This window comes from Megasphaera massiliensis (genome assembly GCF_036305205.1).
Taxonomy (GTDB): domain Bacteria; phylum Bacillota; class Negativicutes; order Veillonellales; family Megasphaeraceae; genus Megasphaera; species Megasphaera massiliensis.
Map to the genome: position 1 here is coordinate 14,733 of NZ_JAXIXE010000014.1, position 23,363 is coordinate 38,095.

General features: G+C 49.8%; 26 protein-coding genes, 1 tRNA gene and 1 riboswitch. Of the genes, 2 read left to right on the forward strand and 25 right to left on the reverse strand.

Annotated elements, in window-relative coordinates; translation table 11 throughout:
* Positions 1-26: 26 nt before the first annotated feature.
* Positions 27-1,304, reverse strand: a complete 1,278-nt coding sequence (locus UCI88_RS02070) for an aminotransferase class V-fold PLP-dependent enzyme (RefSeq protein WP_044504334.1) — start codon at positions 1,302-1,304, stop codon at positions 27-29.
* A 258-nt stretch (positions 1,305-1,562) separates the two neighbouring features.
* On the opposite strand from UCI88_RS02070, the gene UCI88_RS02075 reads away from it, so the two are divergent.
* Entirely contained in the window at positions 1,563-2,444 is an 882-nt protein-coding gene (locus tag UCI88_RS02075; protein ID WP_256179845.1) for a LysR family transcriptional regulator, read from the forward strand.
* Between the two features lie 299 nt (positions 2,445-2,743).
* Here UCI88_RS02075 and UCI88_RS02080 read toward each other — a convergent pair whose 3' ends face one another.
* The 22 genes from UCI88_RS02080 to UCI88_RS02185 form a co-directional block, all read right to left on the reverse strand.
* Positions 2,744-3,154, reverse strand: a complete 411-nt coding sequence (locus UCI88_RS02080) for an HI0074 family nucleotidyltransferase substrate-binding subunit (protein WP_256179846.1) — start codon at positions 3,152-3,154, stop codon at positions 2,744-2,746.
* Positions 3,138-3,431 (reverse strand): nucleotidyltransferase family protein, encoded by a 294-nt coding sequence (locus tag UCI88_RS02085; protein ID WP_044504337.1) that lies wholly within the window; start codon positions 3,429-3,431, stop codon positions 3,138-3,140. Before UCI88_RS02085 ends, UCI88_RS02080 begins: the two co-directional genes overlap by 17 nt.
* 99 nt (positions 3,432-3,530) lie before the next feature.
* On the reverse strand, positions 3,531-4,082 hold the full coding sequence (locus tag UCI88_RS02090) for a hypothetical protein (protein ID WP_256179848.1): 552 nt from the start codon (positions 4,080-4,082) through the stop codon (positions 3,531-3,533).
* Between the two features lie 237 nt (positions 4,083-4,319).
* Positions 4,320-4,940 carry a sugar O-acetyltransferase gene (locus UCI88_RS02095; RefSeq protein ID WP_288160224.1) on the reverse strand — a complete coding sequence of 207 codons (621 nt, stop codon included), beginning with the start codon at positions 4,938-4,940 and terminating at the stop codon, positions 4,320-4,322.
* Between the two features lie 53 nt (positions 4,941-4,993).
* Positions 4,994-5,320, reverse strand: coding sequence for a hypothetical protein (locus UCI88_RS02100; protein WP_256179849.1), 327 nt, complete (start codon positions 5,318-5,320; stop codon positions 4,994-4,996).
* Positions 5,321-5,400: 80 nt separating this feature from the next.
* Positions 5,401-6,030, reverse strand: coding sequence for a hypothetical protein (locus UCI88_RS02105; RefSeq protein ID WP_302356894.1), 630 nt, complete (start codon positions 6,028-6,030; stop codon positions 5,401-5,403).
* 549 nt (positions 6,031-6,579) lie between these two features.
* On the reverse strand, positions 6,580-7,314 hold the full coding sequence (locus tag UCI88_RS02110) for a YebC/PmpR family DNA-binding transcriptional regulator (RefSeq protein WP_256179852.1): 735 nt from the start codon (positions 7,312-7,314) through the stop codon (positions 6,580-6,582).
* A gap of 14 nt (positions 7,315-7,328) precedes the next feature.
* Positions 7,329-7,904 carry an RNA methyltransferase gene (locus UCI88_RS02115; RefSeq protein ID WP_256179853.1) on the reverse strand — a complete coding sequence of 192 codons (576 nt, stop codon included), beginning with the start codon at positions 7,902-7,904 and terminating at the stop codon, positions 7,329-7,331.
* Positions 7,901-8,635 (reverse strand): tRNA (guanosine(37)-N1)-methyltransferase TrmD, encoded by a 735-nt coding sequence (gene trmD, locus UCI88_RS02120; RefSeq protein ID WP_256179854.1) that lies wholly within the window; start codon positions 8,633-8,635, stop codon positions 7,901-7,903. The genes UCI88_RS02115 and trmD overlap by 4 nt, the downstream gene beginning before the upstream one ends.
* Positions 8,632-9,135 (reverse strand): ribosome maturation factor RimM, encoded by a 504-nt coding sequence (gene rimM / locus UCI88_RS02125; RefSeq protein WP_256179855.1) that lies wholly within the window; start codon positions 9,133-9,135, stop codon positions 8,632-8,634. The genes trmD and rimM overlap by 4 nt, the downstream gene beginning before the upstream one ends.
* A 6-nt stretch (positions 9,136-9,141) precedes the next feature.
* Positions 9,142-9,549, reverse strand: coding sequence for a YlqD family protein (locus tag UCI88_RS02130; RefSeq protein ID WP_044504352.1), 408 nt, complete (start codon positions 9,547-9,549; stop codon positions 9,142-9,144).
* An 8-nt stretch (positions 9,550-9,557) separates the two neighbouring features.
* Entirely contained in the window at positions 9,558-9,785 is a 228-nt protein-coding gene (locus tag UCI88_RS02135) for a KH domain-containing protein (RefSeq protein WP_044504353.1), read from the reverse strand.
* Between the two features lie 15 nt (positions 9,786-9,800).
* Positions 9,801-10,070, reverse strand: a complete 270-nt coding sequence (rpsP, locus tag UCI88_RS02140) for a 30S ribosomal protein S16 (protein ID WP_044504354.1) — start codon at positions 10,068-10,070, stop codon at positions 9,801-9,803.
* A gap of 56 nt (positions 10,071-10,126) precedes the next feature.
* Positions 10,127-11,479 (reverse strand): signal recognition particle protein, encoded by a 1,353-nt coding sequence (ffh, locus tag UCI88_RS02145; protein ID WP_256179856.1) that lies wholly within the window; start codon positions 11,477-11,479, stop codon positions 10,127-10,129.
* A gap of 13 nt (positions 11,480-11,492) precedes the next feature.
* Positions 11,493-11,822: a YlxM family DNA-binding protein gene (gene ylxM / locus UCI88_RS02150; RefSeq protein ID WP_256179858.1), complete on the reverse strand. Its 330-nt coding sequence runs from the start codon at positions 11,820-11,822 to the stop codon at positions 11,493-11,495.
* Between the two features lie 58 nt (positions 11,823-11,880).
* The gene (locus UCI88_RS02155; protein ID WP_256179859.1) at positions 11,881-13,881 is read right to left on the reverse strand and encodes a molybdopterin-containing oxidoreductase family protein; all 2,001 of its coding nucleotides are present in this window, start codon (positions 13,879-13,881) and stop codon (positions 11,881-11,883) included.
* Between the two features lie 211 nt (positions 13,882-14,092).
* Complete coding sequence (locus UCI88_RS02160) at positions 14,093-15,268, reverse strand: phosphoribosylaminoimidazolecarboxamide formyltransferase (protein ID WP_044504357.1); 1,176 nt, start codon at positions 15,266-15,268, stop codon at positions 14,093-14,095.
* A 50-nt stretch (positions 15,269-15,318) separates the two neighbouring features.
* Positions 15,319-15,396, reverse strand: a riboswitch (ZMP/ZTP riboswitch).
* 75 nt (positions 15,397-15,471) lie between these two features.
* Positions 15,472-16,317, reverse strand: a complete 846-nt coding sequence (locus tag UCI88_RS02165) for an Asp23/Gls24 family envelope stress response protein (protein WP_256179860.1) — start codon at positions 16,315-16,317, stop codon at positions 15,472-15,474.
* An 18-nt stretch (positions 16,318-16,335) separates the two neighbouring features.
* Entirely contained in the window at positions 16,336-17,139 is an 804-nt protein-coding gene (locus UCI88_RS02170; protein ID WP_256179861.1) for a PHP domain-containing protein, read from the reverse strand.
* A complete protein-coding gene (locus tag UCI88_RS02175; RefSeq protein ID WP_256179862.1) occupies positions 17,136-18,587 on the reverse strand; it encodes a leucyl aminopeptidase in 1,452 nt (483 codons plus the stop codon). The genes UCI88_RS02170 and UCI88_RS02175 overlap by 4 nt, the downstream gene beginning before the upstream one ends.
* A gap of 232 nt (positions 18,588-18,819) precedes the next feature.
* The gene (locus UCI88_RS02180; protein ID WP_302356897.1) at positions 18,820-19,965 is read right to left on the reverse strand and encodes a hypothetical protein; all 1,146 of its coding nucleotides are present in this window, start codon (positions 19,963-19,965) and stop codon (positions 18,820-18,822) included.
* 114 nt (positions 19,966-20,079) lie between these two features.
* Positions 20,080-20,709 carry a hypothetical protein gene (locus tag UCI88_RS02185; protein WP_256179864.1) on the reverse strand — a complete coding sequence of 210 codons (630 nt, stop codon included), beginning with the start codon at positions 20,707-20,709 and terminating at the stop codon, positions 20,080-20,082.
* Between the two features lie 375 nt (positions 20,710-21,084).
* Here UCI88_RS02185 and UCI88_RS02190 point away from each other — a divergent pair.
* Positions 21,085-21,160: transfer RNA gene (locus tag UCI88_RS02190), tRNA-Lys, on the forward strand.
* 592 nt (positions 21,161-21,752) lie between these two features.
* Here the strand turns inward: UCI88_RS02190 and rlmH are convergent.
* Both rlmH and UCI88_RS02200 read right to left on the reverse strand, forming a co-directional pair.
* The gene (gene rlmH, locus UCI88_RS02195; protein ID WP_044504364.1) at positions 21,753-22,232 is read right to left on the reverse strand and encodes a 23S rRNA (pseudouridine(1915)-N(3))-methyltransferase RlmH; all 480 of its coding nucleotides are present in this window, start codon (positions 22,230-22,232) and stop codon (positions 21,753-21,755) included.
* On the reverse strand, positions 22,232-23,362 hold the full coding sequence (locus tag UCI88_RS02200) for a S1C family serine protease (protein WP_256179865.1): 1,131 nt from the start codon (positions 23,360-23,362) through the stop codon (positions 22,232-22,234). Before UCI88_RS02200 ends, rlmH begins: the two co-directional genes overlap by 1 nt.
* Between the last annotated feature and the right edge of the window lies 1 nt (position 23,363).

Sequence of the window (23,363 nt, forward strand, 5' to 3'; positions counted from 1 at the left end):
CCTTCTATATAATTACAATATCAGAGCTATAAAGCAGCCACTTCTTCGGCAACTTTTAAGAAAGTTACGATATCATCAGCACTGTTAACATGAAGAGGTGAAATACGCAAAACTCCTGGTGAATCAAACTGTTTCAACATGCGCCCGGAATAAATACTGGAGGCAAGGCGTTCAAAGGCAACGACACCACGCTTTTCCATTTCTTCTCTGGCCTTATCTGCTGACATATTATCGAACTCAATCCCTGTAATAAGGTCACGTTTCGTAAGATCAGGATCATCCATCTTAACCGTTACACCTTTCATCTGGCGTAGGCCCTTCATATCCTCAGTTCCATCAAGCAAAATGGAAAGAAGAGCTTGTTCATGGGAGGCAATGCGATTCATACCTGCTTCGTACAAGGTTTGCCGATCCATTTCATCCGGCAATACGTCTTTACCAATAGAGCAGACATAATCGACAATCGCTGAAATGGCTACAAACTGTGCTGTAGCCGGGCTGCCAATTTCCCAGTCATCAAGGGGTTTTCCGGCAAGTTTATGGTGTTCAAAGTCCTTTACCCTATCAGATAGATACATAGCGGAAAAACCGCGTATACCGAAAAATTTATACGGTGCAAAATTCATAACATCTACGCCCCATTCTTCCGGATGGAGAGCTCCATGTGGAGCATGTTGTACCGCATCACTTATGATAAATATGTCCGGATTGATTTCGCGAGCTTTTTTCGCAATAGTTTCGATATCCTGAATATGTCCGGATATATTAGAGGCTGTCATGATGCTAAGAATGGCCGTATCTGCATCGACATACTTTAATACGTCATCCGTATCAATAGCACCCGTTTGTTTATTAGCTGGAACCACTCGAAGGTCACGATCATATTTGGCGGCATACATGCTTAAAGAATCAAAAGATGACGGATGTTCCAATACTGAGGTAACAATATTTGTACCCTTGGCATGTTCACTAAGAATTCGCACCGCATCCATCATCAATTGGGAAGCAGTATAGCCGGTAGCAATAGCCCCTTTTTTTGCATTAAAGATAACTCGCAAATCCGAACGACCTTTATCTTCCATTTCCAAAAGCTTCTTGGCTAATACGTTGGCATGTTCCGAAGCATCTGGCATCGCATCAATTTGATAAAATACGTCCTCCGCCCGAATCAATCTCAGAGAACCGCCAGCGTTATCAAAGAACAGCCGTCGCTGTTTATTGCAGTCGACATCCACATATTTAAATTGACTGCGTAATTGATTCAATGTTTTGTCAGTAAATAACGTTCCATACTTTGTTTCCATAAACACATACCTCCAATATAAATTAATTATCATTAATACTTTTTCAATTATCCGGATATATTTTTCATCTTATATATTTTATATTTTATATAATTATGTTTTTAATCATTAATTCAAAAATTTATTTATATTTACTTTTACGAATATCTATATTGACATTATAGTATGAATTGTATTAAACTAAAAATTAATTATATTATTATTAAATATTAATTTTACTTATATTTTAAAAATCACATTTTCCAGAGGTATCTGATTATGGACTATCCGTTAATTGAAACCTTCATCGTTGTCAGTGAAGTTCGCAATCTAACCCAGGCTTCGCAAATTCTATATAAAACCCAACCAACTATTTCCAACCGTATCCGCCAACTCGAAAATATCTTAGGATACTCCCTTATCGTCCGCGACAAAGGGTACAAAGAAATTACACTGACAGAAAGAGGCCAACAATTTCTTCCCCAAGCCCGAAAACTCTACGATGCATATCAAGAGATGCAAAATGACAATGATATGATTGCTCATACATTACTCATTTCATCAATTGCCAGCTACCAAATCCCGCTTGTACATAGGACATGCGAAAAACTATTATCTCGTACTTCTGCTAATTTTTCGATTTATACCTATCAAACATCTGACGTCTACAATATGATTTCCAACAAAAAATTGGATTTAGCACTAGTCTCTGCAGCCCATAAAGTCCAAGGGGTAACTTGTGAGTTTTTGCTTAATCAGAAGTATTACGTCGTTATGCCGAGCAATAGCAACACTGATATCAGCTCTATTTCTACAACAGATTTAGACCCTGCCAAGGAAATATATCAACCGTGGGACGATGAATTCTTCTATTGGCACGAAAAAGTCTTCCACGGTAAAAAGGCCCGCATCATAGCAGATTCCTATGCCTTGCTACGGGAATTTTTTAAGAGTGGTAAATATTGGGCTATACTTCAGGAAAGTAACGCCTACGCCCTGCGTCAAGAAATCCCCCTGCAGATTTGCCGCCTGCTTGACCCACCGCCATTACGTCAGGGATATCTTCTGATGAATCGCTTCACCGACCGAAGCATTCGAAACCTCATCGCCGAATTCAAGGCGACCTTGATAGAAACAGTTGAAGAGTATAGGATAGAATAACGACTGACTGATATTCGCTTTATCTCTGCTATTAGATTAAATTGCATTTTAAAAACATCTATTTCATAAAACAAAAAATCTTGAGAATAAGGGATTTTCAAGACTTCAACATCGATTTTAGCTAAAGCACATACAAAGAACCCTGGGTTCATGTAAAAGCATAAATCCAGGGTTCTTTCGCGTCTAAAAGCAGGTACGATCAGAAATTGAGAGCTTTAAGGCAAAAAATTGTAATGGCCAGTACAATACAGTTTAACAAGCAATGCGGACAGGGGTAATTCCATGGGAGCCAATTAAAATCAATCGCCATCGTCTTCAATGCCAGCCATTTTTTCTTGTAAGGTCTTCTCCAAGAAAGCAAAAGCTGGAACAAACTCATCTCGAATGAGAACTAACAAGGAATTGATTTCTTCTTCATTGTAGATATATACCGAACGATTCCGTTGTTTCAGCATGAGCAGCCATGTCGCATCATCTTCTAAAAAGCCGATTTTATAGGCAAGCTGCAAGATTTCTCTGGGAGAACCGGTTTCAGCTTCAAAGACACCGTGTACTCTCAACACCTGTTGCAAGGCCTTCCAAGCCAATTCAAAAGTCAAATTGAATTGACCGACAATACCCGTCCGATAGATTTCATCATTATGACCTCGCATGAAATCGGCATTCTTCAGGATACGAAGACAATTTGAAAAATTATCCAACTTTTTCATACAGCGTAACCCCGTCCCTTTCCAATTCCCGTTTCAGCCCTTCAGAAACACCGGCGTCCAAATCCACAACATCAATCATCAAAAGAGAGTGTACATTCTCTTTAATATCCCAGTAAAAGCCGTCAAAATCCCCGCCACAAACGGCCAGATCAATATCACTGCGCTCCGTCTGCGTCCCCCTGGCACGGGAACCGAATAAGAGAACGCGACGAATCCCGTGCTTCTCAGCAAACCGAGAAATATCCTGCAAAACAGCATCCGGCAAGTTATAGGCCATATCCTCACCTCATTCGCCATCATGATACCTTTATTCTATCACATCGAATCAAATTAACGAAATCTCAATCAAATCGTCCCATAGCGGAAACGTCCCTTCTTATTGTTTCGTGGCAAAGGGCAGAATGATACCGTCATTGACGGTGGTATATTGGCCGTTTTGATAGGTCAGGAGAATCCATGCCGGAGTAGCTCCGCCGCCGGCACGTCGAACGACGATGCCTTTATAGCCATTAACGTCATTTCCGGTCAGCATAACAGGTGTATGGACGAGGGTCCATTTTTGCTGAATCTGCCACTTTCCCCTTTTGTCCGGCGAGAGCCAAAACATGGTGTTGCCGCCGCTTCCGGAGGTATAGGAGCCTACGGCAAGGACTAGGGCGTCGGTAACTCCATCATCATTGAGGTCAACATAATGATAGTAATAGGAAGTCTCCCTTTGCTGAATTGCCGTCATCTGGAGTTCATCAGCAATGACGTTTTCAATGACCTTATTGGAGAGGGCCGGCACACTTTCTTTCTGGGGCTTCTCAGAAAAGACCCTGGTCCCTTGAGTCGGCTGCAGTCCTGCCGTATGACTGGCAAAGGCAACACCGACCGTCATCATCAGACCGACGATCCATACGAGGGGAATGAATCGTTTCATTTTCATAGTATCACACCTTTTTTAGTAAATAGAATTTCTCCCGAGTCATCACTCTTAGTGCAGCGACACGAAATGGAGAGTCTCGACAATTTAGCCTTATCCTAAAAATAATTTCGTTACTCTCTCCGCAGGACACGCCCCATTTAGTGTAACCGTCCAAGTTTTATGACTCAAGAGATGTTTGTATGGTCATAGGATTCCTATTTAAAAATGCCTTTTCAATCCTTCCCAGTCTTTACGAGGTTATCGCAAAAGATATGCTGCGGCTGCTTTTTTGTATTCGTCCCACTGTTTATGCCAATCGTCGTGATCTTTCTCGGTAATGGGCCGAATGACGCGACAAGGGTTTCCGGCAGCGATGACGTGACTGGGAATGTCGCGAGTTACGACGGAGCCCGAGCCGATGACGACGTCGTCGCCGATGGTGACGCCTGGGTTGATGACGACGTTGCCGCCGATCCAGACGTCAGAGCCGATGGTGACAGGCTTGGCATATTCGAGGTTGGTATTGCGCACTTCGGCATCGATGGGATGGCCTGCCGTATAGATACTGACATGAGGCGCCAAAAAGACGTTGTCGCCAAAGGTGACGTCATGTTCATCCAAGATGGTGAGACCCGTATTGGCAAAGAAATGGCGGCCAAAGCGGATTCGATCACCGTGGTCGAAGTAGACCGGAGCCAACAAGACCATGTCGTCAGGAGCCTCGGCAAAACACTTTTTCAGCGCTTCGAACGCTTCCTTATCATTCAAGTCATCGGAGGCATTGAAACGGCGCTGGGCTGTATGGACGCGCTCGAAACTCCCGTCACCGACGTTAAAAGGATTATATAGTTTTTGAGCCATCATGCGATCCCATTCCATCTGATTCATCGATTATCATTTCCTTCCTTGCTTTTCAAGCCCTTGTAAAAGGCCTATAATTTTCCTAAATCTTTTAGGGCATAAAAACCGCAGCTGGCCAACTCTTCCAGATGAGACGGTTGCTGTACGCCAAAGGCCCATTGGTGCCAATGATCGTCGTCTTCCTGCTTCCAAAAGCCCCAATCCGAGTCGGGGCGGTTGTCATAGACGAAGGTATAGACAGCGCCGTCGTCATCAATAACATTAATGGCCGAACGGCTGTAAGACTTGACCATGCCGAGATTGACGGCCGACGTCAGGTCGGCATGATAGGCTGAGGCCATGCTCCCGATCAGTAAGGCCGCCGAAAATACGCAGGCCCGGAATATATTTTTTATCATAAAGTTTCCCCTCACTTTCAAAAAGTGGACGAGGCCTAAAAGCTCCCTCGTTCGGTAACGGCGTCTTGCCGCCGGACATCTCACGGCCGCTGGGTTCCGACGTAGTCATAGCCTATCCATTGATCGGCTTCGGACCACTTCAATTTATAATAAACCGGCGGCACCTGTGATCTTACATCCCAATCGATGAACCACACATAGAGTGATCCGTCTTTTTCAAAAAGGCCCGATTGCAAGTGTAAATCTCGGTGCTCCCTGAAATTGTCGCTGTTGATATATTCATTCATCTTTGTCCGTTCCTTGTTGAGGCCCAATAGGTAGCTTCGATAGCGGGTATCCATCGAGTTCCAACATAAGACTCCATAGAAATACCGTCCCGTCTCTTCATCCTGATACTGGACGATGGTAAAAGCGCGATAGGCATCGGACGATTCTAAGGGCGTATCCATAGACCACCAGACGACATCGCCCTTTTTGGAGCCGCCCTTATTGACGCACATGAAATGAACGGACTTATCGCCATAGACGCGGCCGCCGGCAAAGCGCACCCTCTGTTTCCCTTCATAAAAATCAACGTGTGTCGATAGATTCGCCGTCTTGGGAATCTTCAGCACAGCACGATCCACCTCAACCATATTCCCGGCGAAAACACTCATCCCATAGAAGGTCAACATCACCAACAGCAAGACAATTTTCCGAAACACCATCATCCACCTCTTTCGTAAAAAAAATAAGCCGGTCTCCCTCATTCCATATACCTCACAATTTCGACAGCCAGTCGTAAAATCCTGCCCAAGGTAAATTGATATTTATGAATCGATGCAGGCTACTCAACCCTTTTCGGACTTTATAAAAAAATAGTCTTGCGACCATCGGTTCACAAGACTCCTTTTTTGTATTCTAGCCAAATTGTACATTGTACATTTTTTGTAATCTCAGAAAAATGAAATAGTAAAAATGGCCATTTTTATAATCTCGCAAAATTGAAATTATAAAAAACGCAGTTTTTACTATTTAGACGATTCATAGGGAAAGTAGGAGTTACAGAGGAATAATAAAGAAATCATCAACACGGACCATTTTCGTGATGCCGCGAAAATGGTCCGTATCGCTTTCTACTGCACCTGGCCAAATCACAAATGTAGCCCCCATAGGCGATGGTCTTAATGGTATCGGCCATTACAAAAATCCCACACGCAAAAACAGCGCTTGTCCCATTTATAGAAATGAGGCAGGCGCTGTTTGCTGTTTTACTTGTTTTATTCTTCGTCTTCCGGAAGTTCTGCGTTATGGTACACGTCCTGGACGTCGTCGATTTCGTCGAGGGCGTCGATGAAGCGTTCCATTTTTTCGGCATCTTCACCGGTCAGTTTGATCGTGTTTTCCGGAATCATGGTGATCGACGCATGGTCCGTTTCGATGTTGTTGTCAGCCAGGGCTTTTTCAACGGCATCGAAGGCTTCCGGCGTAGTGATGATTTCGTAGTCTTCGTCGGAGACTTTTACGTCATCGGCACCGGCTTCGATAGCGACTTCCATGATCTGATCTTCGTCAGCCTTATCGCGGGCGACGACGAAGAGACCCGTGTTGTGGAACATCCAGCTGACGCAGCCTGTAGCACCGAGGTTGCCGCCGGATTTAGAAAATTCGTGGCGAACGTCGGCAGCGGCGCGGTTGCGGTTATCCGTGAGGACATTGACCGTAACGGCAACGCCTGCCGGGCCGTAGCCTTCATATACGATTTCTTCGTAGTTCTGGCCTTCCGTAGCGCCGGCACCTTTTTGGATAGCCCGCTTAATGTTATCTTTCGGGATATTATTTTCTTTTGCTTTTTGGAGGGCCAATTTCAGACGCATATTGCCGACCGGATCGGGACCGCCCATGCGGACAGCAATCGTAATTTCACGGCCGATCTTGGTCGTAATCTTGCCGCGGATGGCGTCGTTTTTCCCTTTTTTACGTTTAATATTTGCCCATTTAGAATGTCCAGACATTCAAATGCCTCCCTTTATGTCCACCAATCCTCGCCGGCCAGTCGGTCTAAGATGATCGCCGCTGCCGAGCGGACGGATAAGTGATTATATTCCCCAGCGCCGTAAATTGGTTCCAGGATGAAATCAAATTTTTCCATCGTTTCTTTCGTCATACCATACCCTGTACCAAAGAGCAGCAGAATCGGCGTATCCTCTTCTTCCCGCTTTTGGCGCAGTGCCTTATAGGAAATGGTGTTGGAATAGGTCCGGGCATCGGTCGTAACGACGTAAGGCTTCTTGCCTTCTGCCTCGGTTACGGCTTCGACAGCCGCTCCGATGGAAGGGCGGATATCGACGATGTCGAAGGCCTGAGTGCGATAACCGTTATAGTTACGGCCCGTATCGCTTTCCCAAAAGCCCATGATTTTGCGGACCATGTCCAGCTGTCCCGGCACATCATGGATGATGAAATATTTTTTTATGCCATAGGTCTTTGCCGACCGCGAAATATCATGCAGGTCGTAGTTGGTAATGGCCGTCGTAATGACGTTAAAGTTCTTATCATATATGGGATAATGAACCAATCCTACATATAAAGGAGATTTTTTCATCGCTTGTCTCCCTTTAATTTGTTCAGTATTTCCACATCTTTCGGTGACAACTCGCAGTGTTCGAGAAGGTCCGGCCGAAGGTCCAAGGTCCTTGAAAGGGACGCCTTTCGGCGCCATGCTTCGATCTTGGCGTGGTCGCCGTTTCGCAGGACTTCCGGCACGGCCATACCGCGAAAGACGGCCGGCTTCGTATACTGCGGGCATTCGAGGAGCGACGAATAGAAAGAATCGTCGGCTGCTCCCGAGGCGGCACCGAGGACGCCCGGTATCATGCGGGCTACAGCGTCGGTGACGGTCATGGCCGGAAGTTCGCCGCCGGTCAAGATGTAGTCGCCAACGGAAATGGTTTCATCGGCCAGGTCTTCTTCGACGCGGTAGTCGACGCCTTCATAGTGGCCACATAGCAAAATAAGCTGGTCGTATGTCGCCAGCTCGCGTGCTTTCGCCTGATCAAAGGGCTTTCCGGCGGGACCCATGAAAATGATACGCCGCCGCGGGACCTCTCTCCGCACGGCTTCGACGGCCGCATAGAGCGGAGCCGCTTTCATGAGCATACCGCAGCCGCCGCCATAGATGGTATCGTCGACCATGTGGTGACGGTCATACGTGAAGTTACGAGGATTGGTCACACCCAGATCCAACAGACCGGCTGCCCGGGCTCTGCCGATGATGCTGTGCTGAAAAAAGGCTTCGATCAGCTCCGGAAAGAGTGAGATAATGTCGATTCTCATTCGTCCACCCACTCCGGCGGATCGACGACGATTCGCTTCGCTTCAGTATCAACGGATTTGACGACGTCGGGGATAGCCGCAAAAAGGGTTTCCGTTCCGTCATCAGCAGTGACGACGTAGACATCGTTGCTGCCCGTGCGCAGGACGTCTGTAAGTTTTCCCAGTTCATGTTCTTCAAGATCGTACACGACAGAGCCGATGAGATCGTAGATGTAATGTTGCCCTTTTTTTAGGGGTACCAAGTCTTCCCGCGGTACCTGGAGGTCTTTTTTGAGGAGCCTTTCAGCGGCATTGCGATCATCGACACCGACAAATTTCATGAGGACGACCCGCTTATGAAGACGAGCGGACTCTACTTCATACTTTTTGCCGTCGATATAGCCGTATTTCATCTTGAGGAATCGGTTCGGAAAGTCCGTATCGGGATAAATACGAACATCACCCCGCACGCCGTGCGGGGCAACGATTTGACCGATTGTAAAAAAATCTAAGTCAGCCATCGTATTCTATTGGCGGATAGAAATGATCTTGCCGTCTTCAAGCAAGATTTCAGTTCCCATCAATTTTTCCAAATCATCGCCGACATTGACAACGACAGTCTGTTCGAGTGTACCTTGTCTGATTTCGGAATCGATTGTAAGGTGTTCTGCTTCTTCGCGGTCGTGCTGAGCTTTAGCTCGAGCCGAGACGAGACGCTGTTTCTGTTCTTCTACTTGCGCACGCAGGGAAATAAGTCCCTGGGCATCGATTTTGGCCTGTTCGGTCATCATGCGTTTAGCCTGGAATTCCAGGTTCTGCATTTCCCGATCGATATCACTCAGGGCCTGATCGGCATTCTTGAGGATACGGTCCTTAAGAGACTGTGTGACTTTTGCCTTAACGGCAACGGGAATGCGCAATGTAATCTGATCCATGGTACCTCCTATACGATATCCACTGATACTTTCTTATTCGCCTTCACTGCCGCAGCCTTGACAACAAGGCGCAATGCTTTCGCAATTTTACCTTGCTTGCCAATGACTTTGCCCATATCTTCGGGTGCGACATGAAGCTGATAGACTTCGAGGCCTTTTTTTTGAATCTTGGTAACTGTAACCGCTTCCGGATTCTTTACCAGAGACCGGGCGATACACGCAATCAATTCTTCCATAGTATCCAGCCTCACTTACTTTTTGGATGCTTCAAACTGGGCCATGATGCCAGCTTTCTTGAAGATAGAACGGATCGTATCTGTCGGCTGTGCGCCTTTACCGAGCCAAGCTACTGCAGCTTCTGCATCGACGGTCAGACGAGTATCCATGTCTTTGGACGGATCGTACATGCCGAGGGTTGCAACGGGACGACCGTTGTTACGAGCATTGCGGGAATCAGCAACGACGACGCGGTAGATTGGTTTCTTTTTAGCACCTAAACGGGCCAAACGAATTTTAATCATTGAAAATCACCTCCTTGTCAGAATATCTTATTTCCACGATAAATCGGGAAATCCATTTAAAAAGGCAGACGCGGCATAAAACCCCGTCGTTTACTCTTTTGTGCTTTCTTGGCCTGCTTCATCATCTTCTGCATTTCCATGAACTGCTTGATGAGGCGGTTGACGTCTTGGACACGAGTACCGCTGCCCTTAGCGATGCGGCGCTTACGGCTGTCCTTGATCAGCATTTTAGGGTTGGCACTCGACCGTTCTTGAGCCGTCATGGACGTGATGATGGCTTCGATTCGCTTGAATTCCTTGCCGTCCATATCGACCTTGTCGAGTTCTTTCTTGTACTTCCCGATGCCGGGAATGAGGCTAAGTAAGCTGCCCATGTTGCCCATCTTCTTAATCATCTGAAGCTGGGAGAGGAAATCATCGAAGGTGAAAGACCCGCTCTTCATGGTCTTCTTCATGTTTTCCATGGACTCTTCATCGAAAGCAGCCTGGGCTTTTTCGATGATCGTTTCGACGTCGCCTAAATCGAGGATACGCGACGCGTAGCGATTGGGATGAAATTCTTCGATGCCGTCGAGCTTTTCGCTGACACCGATGAATTTGATGGGTTTGCCCGTGACAGCCTTGATGGACAAGGCGGCCCCGCCGCGGGCATCGCCGTCGAGCTTGGTCATGATCATGCCGTCGATGCCGAGAGCTTTATCGAAGGCCGAAGCCGCCGTAACGGCATCCTGACCGGTCATGGCGTCGACGACCAAGAGGATTTCATGAGGATGAACATTTTCTTTAATGTGAATCAATTCATCCATCAAGGTTTCGTTGATATGAAGGCGCCCGGCCGTATCGATGATGACGACGTCGCGCAGATGGCTGGTCGCATAGGGAATGGCGTGCTGGGCGATGGCGACCGGGTCCTTGCTGCCTTCTTCGGTGTAAACGGGCATATCCAGTTCCTGACCGAGGACCTGCAGTTGGGTGATAGCCGCCGGGCGATAGACGTCGGCTGCTACCATGAGCGGGCTCTTGCCTTGAGACTTCAGTTTTTTGGCGAGCTTGGCTGCCGTCGTCGTCTTACCGGCCCCTTGGAGACCGACGAGCATGATGATCGTCGGCGGTTTCGGCGCAATGGTAATCCGGCTCTGGGTCCCGCCGAGGAGTTCCGTCAATTCATCGCGGACGATTTTGATAACCGTCTGCGACGCATTCAAGCTGCCGAAGACTTCTTCACCGACGGCTTTTTCTTTGACCTTCTTGATGAAGTCTTTGGTGACGGCAAAGTTGACGTCCGCTTCGAGCAGAGCGCGGCGCATCTCTTTCAGCGCTTCACTGACATCCTCTTCAGAAAGCTTCCCTTTGCCGCGAAGCTTTTTAAAGGCCGCCTGGAATCGTTCGGACAGACTTTCAAATGGCATGAGGGGCCTCCTTTTATAAATCTATTTCGTGTAAAAGTTGTTTAGCTCTTTCAATATCGCCGGGTCCTTGACCTTCAAGCAGGCCCTGGACTTCATCGATCTGTTCCCGGACCGCATCGAAGCGGGCCAGCAACTGAAGCCGCTGTTCATAGCTTTCCAGCGAATGGGAAGCGCGCTTGAGCATGTCGTAAGCGCCTTGACGGGAAATCTGCAGTTCTTCCCCGATTTCACTCAAGGACAGGTCCATATCGAAATACATTTCCATACAGCGCCGCTGCTTCTCCGTCAATAACGGCCCGTACAGATCGAGGAGCCGTCCCTTACGGACTACGTCTTCAAGCATGGCTTCACCGCCTTTCAAACAGCGTACTGTGACAGTATACCCGAAAAGGGATGACCTGTCAAGTATTTTTACTTGTCAGATCGACGCGGACGTCGTAAAAAGTACTGCCCCGGCCTTCATCGGTCAAACGCTGGCTGGTAAGGACATTGACCGACGGGCCGCCGTCTTTGACCCGTTCGCGCCACCATACACCTTCACTGACGACCTGGCCCGGTACGGTGCGGTCACTGATGCGGACCGTAAAATCGGCCTGCCCCCGTTTATTGCTGAGGGTCACGGAATCACCGTCAGCAATGCCGTAGCGGTCGGCATCCTCAGGGTGGACGAAGAGGTCCATCGTATGGCTCGCCGTCAGTTCATCCCGTTCATTAAAGGACGAGTCGAGGATGCGCATATCGGCGCCGTTGACGAAGGCCAGTTTTCCCTCATCGGGATCGAGGGGTATATAATCGGGAAGGGCCGGTGTCAGGGCATCGTTTCGAATTTCGATCTTTCCCGACGGCGTCGCAAAAGTCGTCTGATAGTCTTCCGGCATGGGAAGAGGTGTCGGCCGGCCTGAGCGCAGGCAGTCCTGATCGACGGGAAGGGGCCATTTCACCGTCGAGGCCACGAGTTTATCGACAAGGTCCCGTTCCGACTGATTGTAAAAGGGATCGGTAATGCCGAGAGCCTTGGCCAGATCACAGGCAAGACGCCAGTTGGACCGGCTTTCGCCGAGAGGTTCGATGACGGCATAGCTGCACTGGATCGTGTAATTGCCGTAGGAATAATAGGCGTCGTCGTGCTCCAGGGACGTCGTCGCCGGCAGGACGATATCGGCGTAGCGGGCCGTATCGGTCATGAAGCGTTCGTGGACGACGGTAAACAGATCGTCTCGAGAAAGGCCGGCGAGGACTTTATTTTGATCCGGCGCCGTACAGGCCGGGTTCGACGAATAGACGAAGAGGCTCTGGATGCTGTCGTCTTCCGTCAGGGCCTGACCGATACAGCACATGTTGACCAGGCGTCGGCCGGGTTTCTTCCAGTCGGGACGCGTGACGATGCTCTTATCATAGGCCGAAGACGCGCCGGCTGAGGTCAAGATGCCGCCGCCTCGTTTTCCCCAAGCGCCGACGACGGCCGGAAGGCAGGTAATGAGACGCGTCGTCATGGCGCCGTTGCGGTAGCGGGACTGGCCGCTTCCCAGGCGGATGAAAGGCGCTCTGGCTTTGCCGTAGGCCTGAGCCAATTCTTCGACGACAGCTTTCGGGACGCCGGTAATTTTTTCCGTTTCTTCCGGCGTATAACGAGGGATTACTTTTTCTTTCAATTCATCCCAACCGCGGACTTTTTCAGACAGAAAGGCTTCGTCGGTCAAACCGTCGCGGACCAGGACGTTCATCATGCCGAGAGCCAGTGCCCCATCGGTACCGGGCCGAATGGCGATGAAGTGATCGGCCAAATCGGCCGTCTTGGTCCGATACGTATCGATGCACCAAATAGCAGCCCCTTTTTCACGAGCAGCGTCGACGTCGTGCTTGAAGTGGATATTGGTGGCCATCATGTGAATGCTCCACAAGAAGATGGCGTCGCTGTTTTGCGCTTCCTGGGGCGCCGTCGGCAAGGTACCGCCCATGATGTCTTTGAACCCCTGCCCCTTGGCCGGTGCGCAAATCGTCCGGTCGAGTTCCGACGCACCTAGCCGATAAAACAAGCCATGCAGAGCATCGTGCTGGACGATGCCCATGGTGCCGGCGTAGGAGTACGGCAAGATGGCTTCTGGTCCCTCTTCGGCAATAATTTTTTTCCACGAAGCTGCGATTTCAGCTAGGGCCTGATCCCACGAGATGGGCTCAAATTTCCCGCTCCCCTTCGGTCCCGTCCGCTTGAGCGGCGTCGTCAGCCGCCGCGGCGAATAGACCGTCCGTTCATAGTGAGCCATCTTCGGGCATATCGTCCCCCGCGTAAAGGGATGGCTTTCATCGCCCTTCACCGAGACGACGCGACCGTCTTCAACGTCGACCAAGAGGCCGCAGGCGTCGGGACAGTCATAGGGGCAGACCGACCTATATTGTGTCATAGAATTCCCTCCTTATTTATCTATATAATATATGTTCATTATATCGCCGCAGAGGAACCTTGGCAAAATTATCTAAAAAAATGCGATCCCCCCTTCTTCATCATCGAGCATAATGGTACATACAGCAAGGGCCCACGATGACGACGGGAAGTCTCACCATGGGCCCAAATCTGCGAAAACCTATCTTACAGTTGCCGCAAGGGTATTTTGTTTAATGATGGAAGAGGCGCAGGCCGGTCATAGCCATGGCAATTCCATATTTATCGCACGTTTCGATGACATTGTCGTCGCGGATTGAACCACCGGCCTGGGCGATGTAATCGACGCCGCTGCGATGAGCCCGTTCGATGTTATCGCCAAAGGGGAAGAAAGCATCACTGCCAAGGGCTACGCCGTGGAGCTGGGCAATCCAGGCTTTCTTTTCTTCCCGCGTAAGGGGCTGCGGTTTTTCCGTAAAGAGATCCTGCCAGATACCGTCAGCCAAGACGTCTTCGTAATCGTCGGAGATGTAGACGTCGATGGCATTGTCCCGGTTCGGACGACGGACGTCGTCGCGGAAGGGCAGGTTCAAGACTTTCGGGTTCTGACGGAGCCACCATACGTCGGCCTTATTGCCGGCCAGACGGGTGCAGTGGACGCGGGACTGCTGACCAGCGCCGACACCGATGGTCATGCCGTCTTTTACGTAGCAGACGGAGTTGGACTGGGTGTATTTTAAGGTAATGAGGGCGATGATGAGATCGCGCTGAGCGGCCGCCGGGATGTCCTTGTTCTGCGTCGGGATGTTCTGCAGCATATCGGCCGTGATCTTGGCTTCATTTCGTTCCTGTTCAAAGGTGACGCCGTAGACTTCTTTCGATTCGACAGGCTGGGGCTTGTAATCGGCATTGATCTGAAGGACGCAGTAATTGCCCTTTTTCTTAGTCTTTAAAATAGCCAGGGCTTCGTCGCTGTAGCCGGGCGCAATGACGCCGTCCGATACTTCGCGCTTCAAGAGGGTTGCCGTTTCGACGTCGCAGACATCGGAGAGGGCAACGAAATCGCCGTAAGAACTCATGCGATCGGCACCGCGGGCGCAGGCATAGGCCGTAGCCAAGGGCGACAAGGGCAGATCATCGACCCAATATATCTTCTTCAGGGTATCACTCATCTCCGTGGCAACGGCGGCGCCGGCCGGGCTGACGTGCTTGAAGGAAGCCGCTGCCGGAAGGCCTGTCGCTTCTTTCAATTCCTTGACCAACTGATAGCTGTTAAAGGCGTCGAGCAAATTAATATAGCCGGGACGGCCGCAAAGGACCGTAAAAGGAAGGGCGCTGCCATCCTTCATATAGACCCGGGACGACGACTGGTTCGGGTTGCAGCCGTATTTTAATTTCAGTTCGTTCATCGTGATACCTCCTGATAGACCCAAAATAAAAAAATACCGACACTTCTGGAACGTTTCGCCCAGACGGTCGGCTCTTATGAATCATGCTCCCCGTGGTAACTCCACTTCCGTCAGTCACATGCTTCACCTTATTATACCGTCCGCCGATTCAGGCTGTCAAGAAAAAGGAGCTGCCGTCAGCAGCCCCTTTCAGGTCGTACCCTCTATGATTCCTCTTCCGGAGGCTGCGGCGAAATGTCGCGCACGGTAATCTTGAGGATTTCCACAGCCATGCCCGTCGTATATTCCACTTCGTGCTGGATATCGCGGCGGATACGGCTCATGAGTTTCTTTATATTTTCTCCGTAGGCAATGGTCAGGGACAAGATAATAGCCAGACCGTTGCGCGTCGAGTTATAGTTGATAGCCACCTTCAGTCGGTTGATCTTGGTCACGCCTTCATTTTGACTCAAAGCATGGCGGACCAGGCTTTCAAGGACGTCGTTGGAAAACGTCAGTTTCCCATAATAACTGAAGATGGGACGAACGACGGAACGCTCGAAGGGCGACAATTTCTTGCCGTTGTTGTCATAAAAGAAAGAACGGATCGAATCCAGCAGATAGCCGCGAAAATGGGGTTTCAGCTCCATCGTCGGCACGGGGATGATATGCGTTCCCTCTTTGATGCGGATACTTTGAGCCTTTTCGATTTCCTCCGAGCACGAGACGTCTTCGATACGGATGAACCGCGCCGGTTCCGGAAGCTCGAGGGCTTCGCAGATGCGGTGAATCATGTGCCGCGACGTTCCCAGGATGAGCAGTTTTTCAGGAGCTGCTTTGGCTAAGGCTGCCTTCATGGCAGCGGCGTCGTCCGGGTTATTGAATACGGCGCGGCGCACAGCCTTGAGGCGATTCGTTTCGTCCTTGGCCGACCGGCCGGCAACGATGCGGTTGTGATCGATAAGGAGTCCGTCATCAATGATGGTCTGAATATCGTAATCGTAGGCGACGACCAGGGCATGGTGGCTCTTCCCCGTCCCGCTGGCGCCGATAAAACCGACAACTTCCATGTCTGTCACCTGCCTTTATTAGGGTACGTGAGACAACAAAGCCTGTACCTTTTCAGCATCGACGGTAAAGATGCCGAGCTTTTCTGGGAAACGGCCGACGGTCCCGTGAAAATCAGAGCCGCCGCTGATATACCAATTGCGTTTTTTGGCTAATTCCAAAAATTCGTCGAAACGGCCGCGGTTCTTTGGATGATAGACTTCGACACCGTCGAAATCATGGGTCAGGACTTCATCCAAGGTCCGCTTCAAGAGGCCCGGATGGGCTAAGACGGCCAGTCCCCCGACCTTGCGGATGAGGGCCACACATTCATCGATGGTCCGCCGCGTATAGGGCACATAGAGGGGGCCGCCATGATACAGAACCTTGTCAAAGACCGTCTTTACATCAGGGAAATAGCCCTTTTCGACGAGCATGCGGGCAATATGGGGACGGCCGATGGTACCGCCCTTATGAACCATGTCTTCGACGACCTTGCGGTCGATGTCATAGCCGTTTTTCAGGCAGCGGTCGACGATTTCCATGGCCCGGTCAAAGCGCCGCTGCTTGAACTCGCGGCAGTATTCCTGCATGGCTTCATCGTCGGGATTGATCCCGTAGCCTAAAATATGGACATCTTCGCCGTCGTATTCAGAGCTTATTTCAATGGCCCGAATGATGCGGACGCCCGGATTCAGCTCATGACTGCCGTCGTAGGCAGCCACCGTATCGTGGTCCGAAATAGCGATGACGTCGAGCCCGGCATCGACGGCCATCTTGGTCAGCTGTTCCGGCGTATAGACACCGTCCGAGCAGGTTGTATGCATATGAAGATCGACTATCACGGTACACCTCCCTGCAGTAAGTGCAGAATCGATTTAATGCCGACGCCCGTGGCGCCGACAAATCCCGTTTCATCGGCCTTTTCCCGGAAAGCAGGACCGGCGATGTCGAGGTGGATCCACGGCGTCCCGTCCTTTACGAACTGCTTCAAGAAGAGACCGGCCGTAATCGCCCCGGCTTCAGGACCGCCGACGTTCTTCATGTCGGCTACACTGCTTTTCAAAAGGCTTTCATATTCTTCATCAGCCGGCAGCTGCCAAATCTTTTCATGGGCTTCCGTCGCGACTTTAAAGAAGCGGTTCATCCATTCCTGATCGTTTCCGACCATGCCCGTCCGCACCGATCCCAAGGCCGTCACACAAGCCCCGGTCAGGGTCGCCAGGTCGATGAGGCGCGTCGCCCCTTTTTCCTGAGCATAGGTCAAGGCGTCGGCCAAAATGAGCCGCCCTTCGGCATCGGTATTCTTGACTTCAACGGTCTTGCCGTTATACATGGTCAAGATGTCGTCGACGTGATAGGCCATGCCGGAAGGAATATTTTCAACGAGGGGCAAAACGGCCAGCACATTGACGGGATAGCGAAGCAGCATGAGGGCCCGAATGACACCGACAGCAGCAGCCGCCCCGGCCATATCGCTTTTCATAAATTCCAGGCCCTTGTGGCTCTTTAAGGAGAGACCGCCGCTGTCATAGGTAACGCCCTTGCCGACGATGCCCAGGACTTCCCGGCTGTTAGGATCGCCCTGATAGGCAATGGATACCAGCTGGGGCGGATTCATGCTGCCCTTGCCGACGGCGACGATACCGCCCATGTGGCGTTTTTCCAAGGCCCATTTATTCAGCGATTCAATGAGGATGTGATCGCCCTTCAGCGTATCGGCCACGATATCGGCAAACTTCCTCGGCGTCAAATCGTTAGACGGCATATTGATCAAGTCGCGGGCTTCATAGACGCCTTCATACATCGACGTGTAGCGATAGCACATGGAATTGAATTCCTGAGCTCTCATGCTGCGCGACAGAATATTGATACTGCTGACGGTTCGGCTGTGTTTATCGCTCTTATAATGGGTAAATTCATAATTGCGGTACAAAAGCCCGTCGAGAAGAGACGCCATATCCATTTCCAGGGTATCGGCCATGATGGCCAGCTCGCGGACGCCTTCTTTCATGGCCGCCGCCATCAGCCGCTGGGCCATGCGGAAATCTTCATACGTCGAATAACGGACCGGTTTCCCCTCCAGACCGATGAGGAAGTACGTTTTCGGCTCCCCGTCTGACAGGCAGTGAAATACGTGGAGAGACGTATACTGTAAAAGTTCCGGGTGTTGCTCCGTATAGGCCCGGATCAGGACGACGTCATCCTGGGGCAGCTGACGCAGGGTCGACAGCCTCTTATCGAGGCCGACTGCCAGCGTATTCAGACCGCCTTTGCCATTATAACTAATCATGCACATCGCTCACTTTCACACTACTCTAAGTCACCATATATTAAAGAATTAATCATAATGATATTATTAGCCACTATTATTATACAATCGCCCTATTGACAAAATCAAGAATTCGTAAAAACAATAAAAATTAAGTACATTGCTTGGTCAGAATCATAACGTCGACGATTCCTGCAATGTACTTAAAATATCTCTCCTTATTAAATTCAGGCCTTCTATGAAGATGTAAAGATTACTCCGGTGCCAGGAGCTGTCCTTCCAGTATACTGCGCCACCGCGACTTCTTTGTATACCGATAGAGAACCCGTTCATTATTCCTGGCATAGCGGGCTAAGGACCGGTAAGCAGCATACTTTTTAGCACCGTGACGATTGGCAAGGCGCAGGCCGACAGACGTCACCGGAATAAGCCACCACGTATGGGTAAAAGCGCCGACGGTCACGCCCAATACATGACAGACGTAAGAAAGGAGCGAGCGGCGGCCAAATTCTTTTCCCTTCTTGTACTCAGACAGATCTTTTTGTTTAGCCACTGAATAGGCGATGATGGCATAGGGAATGATGGACGGCAGGAAACTTTCATGACTGACATCGGCACCGACCATGACCGTATCCTGAACGTACTGGGTCAATTCCTCATTGGATATGCCGCTGTTGATGACGTGTTCGGCCATATCGCCCATGGTCACTTCGCTGTACACTTCCTCTGTCGAGACGATATCGATGTAAGGATACCGTTCCAGCGCATGACCGATGTATTCGGCAGACTCCGTCGCCTTCAGCTGCAGCACCTCATCGACATTGCCGTCGGCGTCGCGAATGGCAATATCCCATCCGGGTTCAGTCGCCGACTGCGCCATTTCCGCATGGTACCCTGCCGGTAGCCTCCCGTCATTGAGGTAATCGGTGTACTTGATTTCAAAGAGCTTGCCCTTGACGCCACTGATAAAGCCATCCAGCTGGTCTTCATCGAGATCGTTCACGGCCTCCTTAAAATCCATGGCCGCCGCCTTTTGCGGATACGCCATTTCATAGGCCTGCTGTACATCAGAAGGCACATGCCAGCCCATGAGGCGGCTCAAGATACTGCCCGTGGCCAGCCCCAGAGAATCGAGGAATAGGATTTTTCTCGTTTCCACCGATAACTCAGCCGCTGCCAACGCCTCTCGAACCGTCGCATAAGCCACAGCCTGCTGCTCAATGCCGGTCAGCAAAGCTTCAAAATCTTTCTGACGATAAAAGACGCCGCGGGTATTTTTGAATAAATCCACTCCGCTCTGCGCCGCTCCCACCGATACGCCGGCCACGGTCTTCGCAGCCTTCTCGGCCATTTCCATCTTCTTACCCTTACTCCAGCCCTTCACCATATGTCGCTCCATTCCCGGTTAAACAGGCCTGAAAAAGGCTCGTTCAACCGACAGTTTTTTTACGAACACACGCCCTGTTCCGGTATACAAGACAGACAATCCACCAGCGATGCCACACCATCTTTCCTATTCAGCCTTATCGGCCGCCATGACCAACTTTTTAACGACATCAAAAATATCGGCGATCCATTGTTTCATTTCTTCAGTCGTGCCGTCCCGATCATCGATCATGTTTTGGAAGTCATGAAAAATGAGGTCATAGCCGATTTTCCGGCACTCCAGCAGATACTGGCTGTATGAAAGCTTCTCGCCATTTGACAGCGAGTCTTCCTCCCGTTTTCCCATCAAAAGGTCCCGATACAGCTGCTCATTATTTCCATTCAGGGACCGACTCTTTTCATCCATTTGCGCCTTAGACTCACTCCAGCCCCAATCGGCTGCCAAATAGGAACACCGGGCCAGTAAACGGTCTTTAGCCTCTGTGTCCCCTTTCCGCATGGCCTGATAATCCTGCAGAATCTCCGGAATACTTAGGGCCGCAAACCTACTGCAGACGGCATAGCACTTGATAGCCATCGAAACATCTCCTTTCAAGTAAAAGGTGATTCCCATGGCATTGTAGCCCTTCATCGAACCATAGACATCCTCGTCGTGCATAGACAAGGCATATAATTTTAAAGCCTCGTCAAAATCTCCGGCACAAAGCTTTTCCGTAGCCTCCTCATATAACTTTAAATTTCTATCTGAACTTTCCATTACGCTCATCCTTTCATCACTTTATATATCTATAATAATGCCAGACATCCGTCGAACACGAAGACTGGGAAATAGCCCTTAGCCCCCTGTTTCACGCCGCTTCCGATGTCAAAACGTATTTATGAACACGAATCCATTTTTTATCTTACATTACAACCGATACTTATATATTTCGCTGTAAAACAGAATTATCCTGCCAACTGAGAGGTCCTTCTCAGAAAGTTTTAATAAATGCCCTATTGCGGAAGGCTTCGACATATTTATCACGGCTTTCGGCCTCTTTGGAAAAATTCACAAAAAAAAGCTTGCAATTATTTTACATTTGGTGTATTATAACAAATGTGCTCACGAGGTCAGCACACCAACAACAAACATGGACCATTAGCTCAGCTGGCAGAGCACCTGACTCTTAATCAGGGTGTCCAGGGTTCGATCCCCTGATGGTCCACCATACGAGAAAGCTGATAGCCATCGCATTTGTGCGGTGGCTATTTTTATGTGACCCCCAAAAGTCAGATGCCTTTGACCCCTTTTTGACCCCCTGAATAAAAATTATTCCCCACCATTTACGACGGTGCTGTAAGGAATATGAGCTGGATAAGGATTCAGTTGTAAAATACCATTTTATAACTGAATAGGATAATAATAATCACAAAAACGCATTCTGCAATCTTGAAGCTATTTTAACTGTCAGCATTTGCAAAAAAAGAATACCTGTTCTATATTTTTCCCAACGATTGACAACTAACTCGTCCTATTTTATACTACAATCAACTTGAAAATCATATTATATATGGTTTTGGATGGGACGTGTTACGACATGTCCCTTATTTTTTATCTTTTTCCATATTCAAAAAAAGTGGTTGTTGCAAAAATCGCAACAGCCACTCATCATGACGCTATGCCTCAGAAAACGCAGAAGAAAAGCGTTTTATACTACAACTTAGCGGATATTATTTCCGCTGGATATCCGATAAAACGATTTTAAACGCAAAAACATCCCTCACTACTCAAACGGTAGCGAGGGATGTTTGCTTTTCACATTACAAGTGATACGGTTCATGTCGGGATATTTTAATAGCCCGGTAGATTTGTTCAATCAGGATCAGGCGTATCATCTGATGGGTCAAGGTGATGCGGCCAAAGGAGATGCATTTGTCGGCTTTTCTGCGGACGATGTCGCTGAGGCCGAAGGGACCGCCGATGATGAAGGAGATTTCACTGCAGCCGTAAAGGGCCAGTTCTGAAAAGGATTCTGCCAGTTCTTCCGACGATACGAGCTTGCCGCCTACGTCGAGGGCCATGAGGTGCGATCCTTCCCGGACGTGGCGCAGCATCTTTTCCCCTTCTTTATCGAGGACCTGTGCCTTTTGGGCCGGCGATGGGTTGTCAGGCATCTTTTCTTCGGGCAGGACAGTCACGGTGACGTCGCCGTAAGGACGGAGGCGCTTCAAGAATTCATCGATTCCGGCCGTAAGGTACTTCTCCTTGATTTTTCCGATGGTGATGAGATGGTATTTCATCAGTTGCCGCTCACATCGTCGTCAGCCGAATCGGTCTGCGGGCTTTCCTGGAGAACGATGGTGGCTTCACGGTTCATGCCGTTCCGCGTGTAGTCAACAGTGACGGAATCACCGACTTTATGCTTATCCATGACGCTCTGGAGGGATGCAAAGTCCTTCACGTCCGTGCCGTCCAACTTAACGATGACGTCACCGTGCTGGAGTCCGGCCTGATCGAGAGGACCACCGGGAACGACGCGGTAGACGTAGATGCCCTGAGCATTAAGCTGCATGCCGAAGCGAGCTGCCATCTGCTGGTCAAGGCCGTAGAGACCGAGGTACGGGCGGACAACTTTACCGTTGGTGATGAGGTCCTGTAAGATCGGACGAGCTGCATTGATCGGAATGGCAAAGCCTAAGCCTTCGACGCCTTCCTGAGAAATCTTGGCACTGTTGATGCCGATGACCTTGCCGTCTGCATCGACCAGGGCGCCGCCGGAGTTACCGGGGTTGATTGCCGCGTCGGTCTGGATGAGCTTCATGCTCTGGCCTTCCGCACCGATGGTGCGGTTGAGGGAGCTGATGACGCCGACCGTAACCGTTCCCTGGAATTCAAGGCCCAAGGGGTTGCCGATGGCAATGGCCGGTTCGCCGACCTGAAGAGAATCGCTGTCGCCAAATTCAGCTACCGGCAGATTATCCATATTGATTTTTACAACGGCTAAGTCCGTTCTGGCATCGCGGCCGACGACGGTCCCTTCCGTACTCTGACCGTCCGCCAAGGAAACGATGACCGTCTTAGCCGTGCCGACGACGTGGTTGTTGGTAACGATATAGCCGGCCTTATCGAAGATGACGCCGGAGCCGACGCCTTCGCCGACCAATACTTTACGGTTGAACATGTCGCGGTTATAGACCTTGGTCGTGATGCCGACGACAGCCGGGCTTACCTTCTTAGCCGCCTGAACGACAGCCGTATTGCGGGCATTCGAAATGGATTCAGACTTTTCCGGTTCCTGGAGCTGATTCGTCGTCCCTTGGTAGGTCCCGTTCGGGGAAAAAAAGGTATCGCGAAGCTTAAAGCCGCCAAAGACACCGCCGGCGATGAGGACTACGGCAACGATGGCCGTAAGGATACGTTTGTGCTGCATA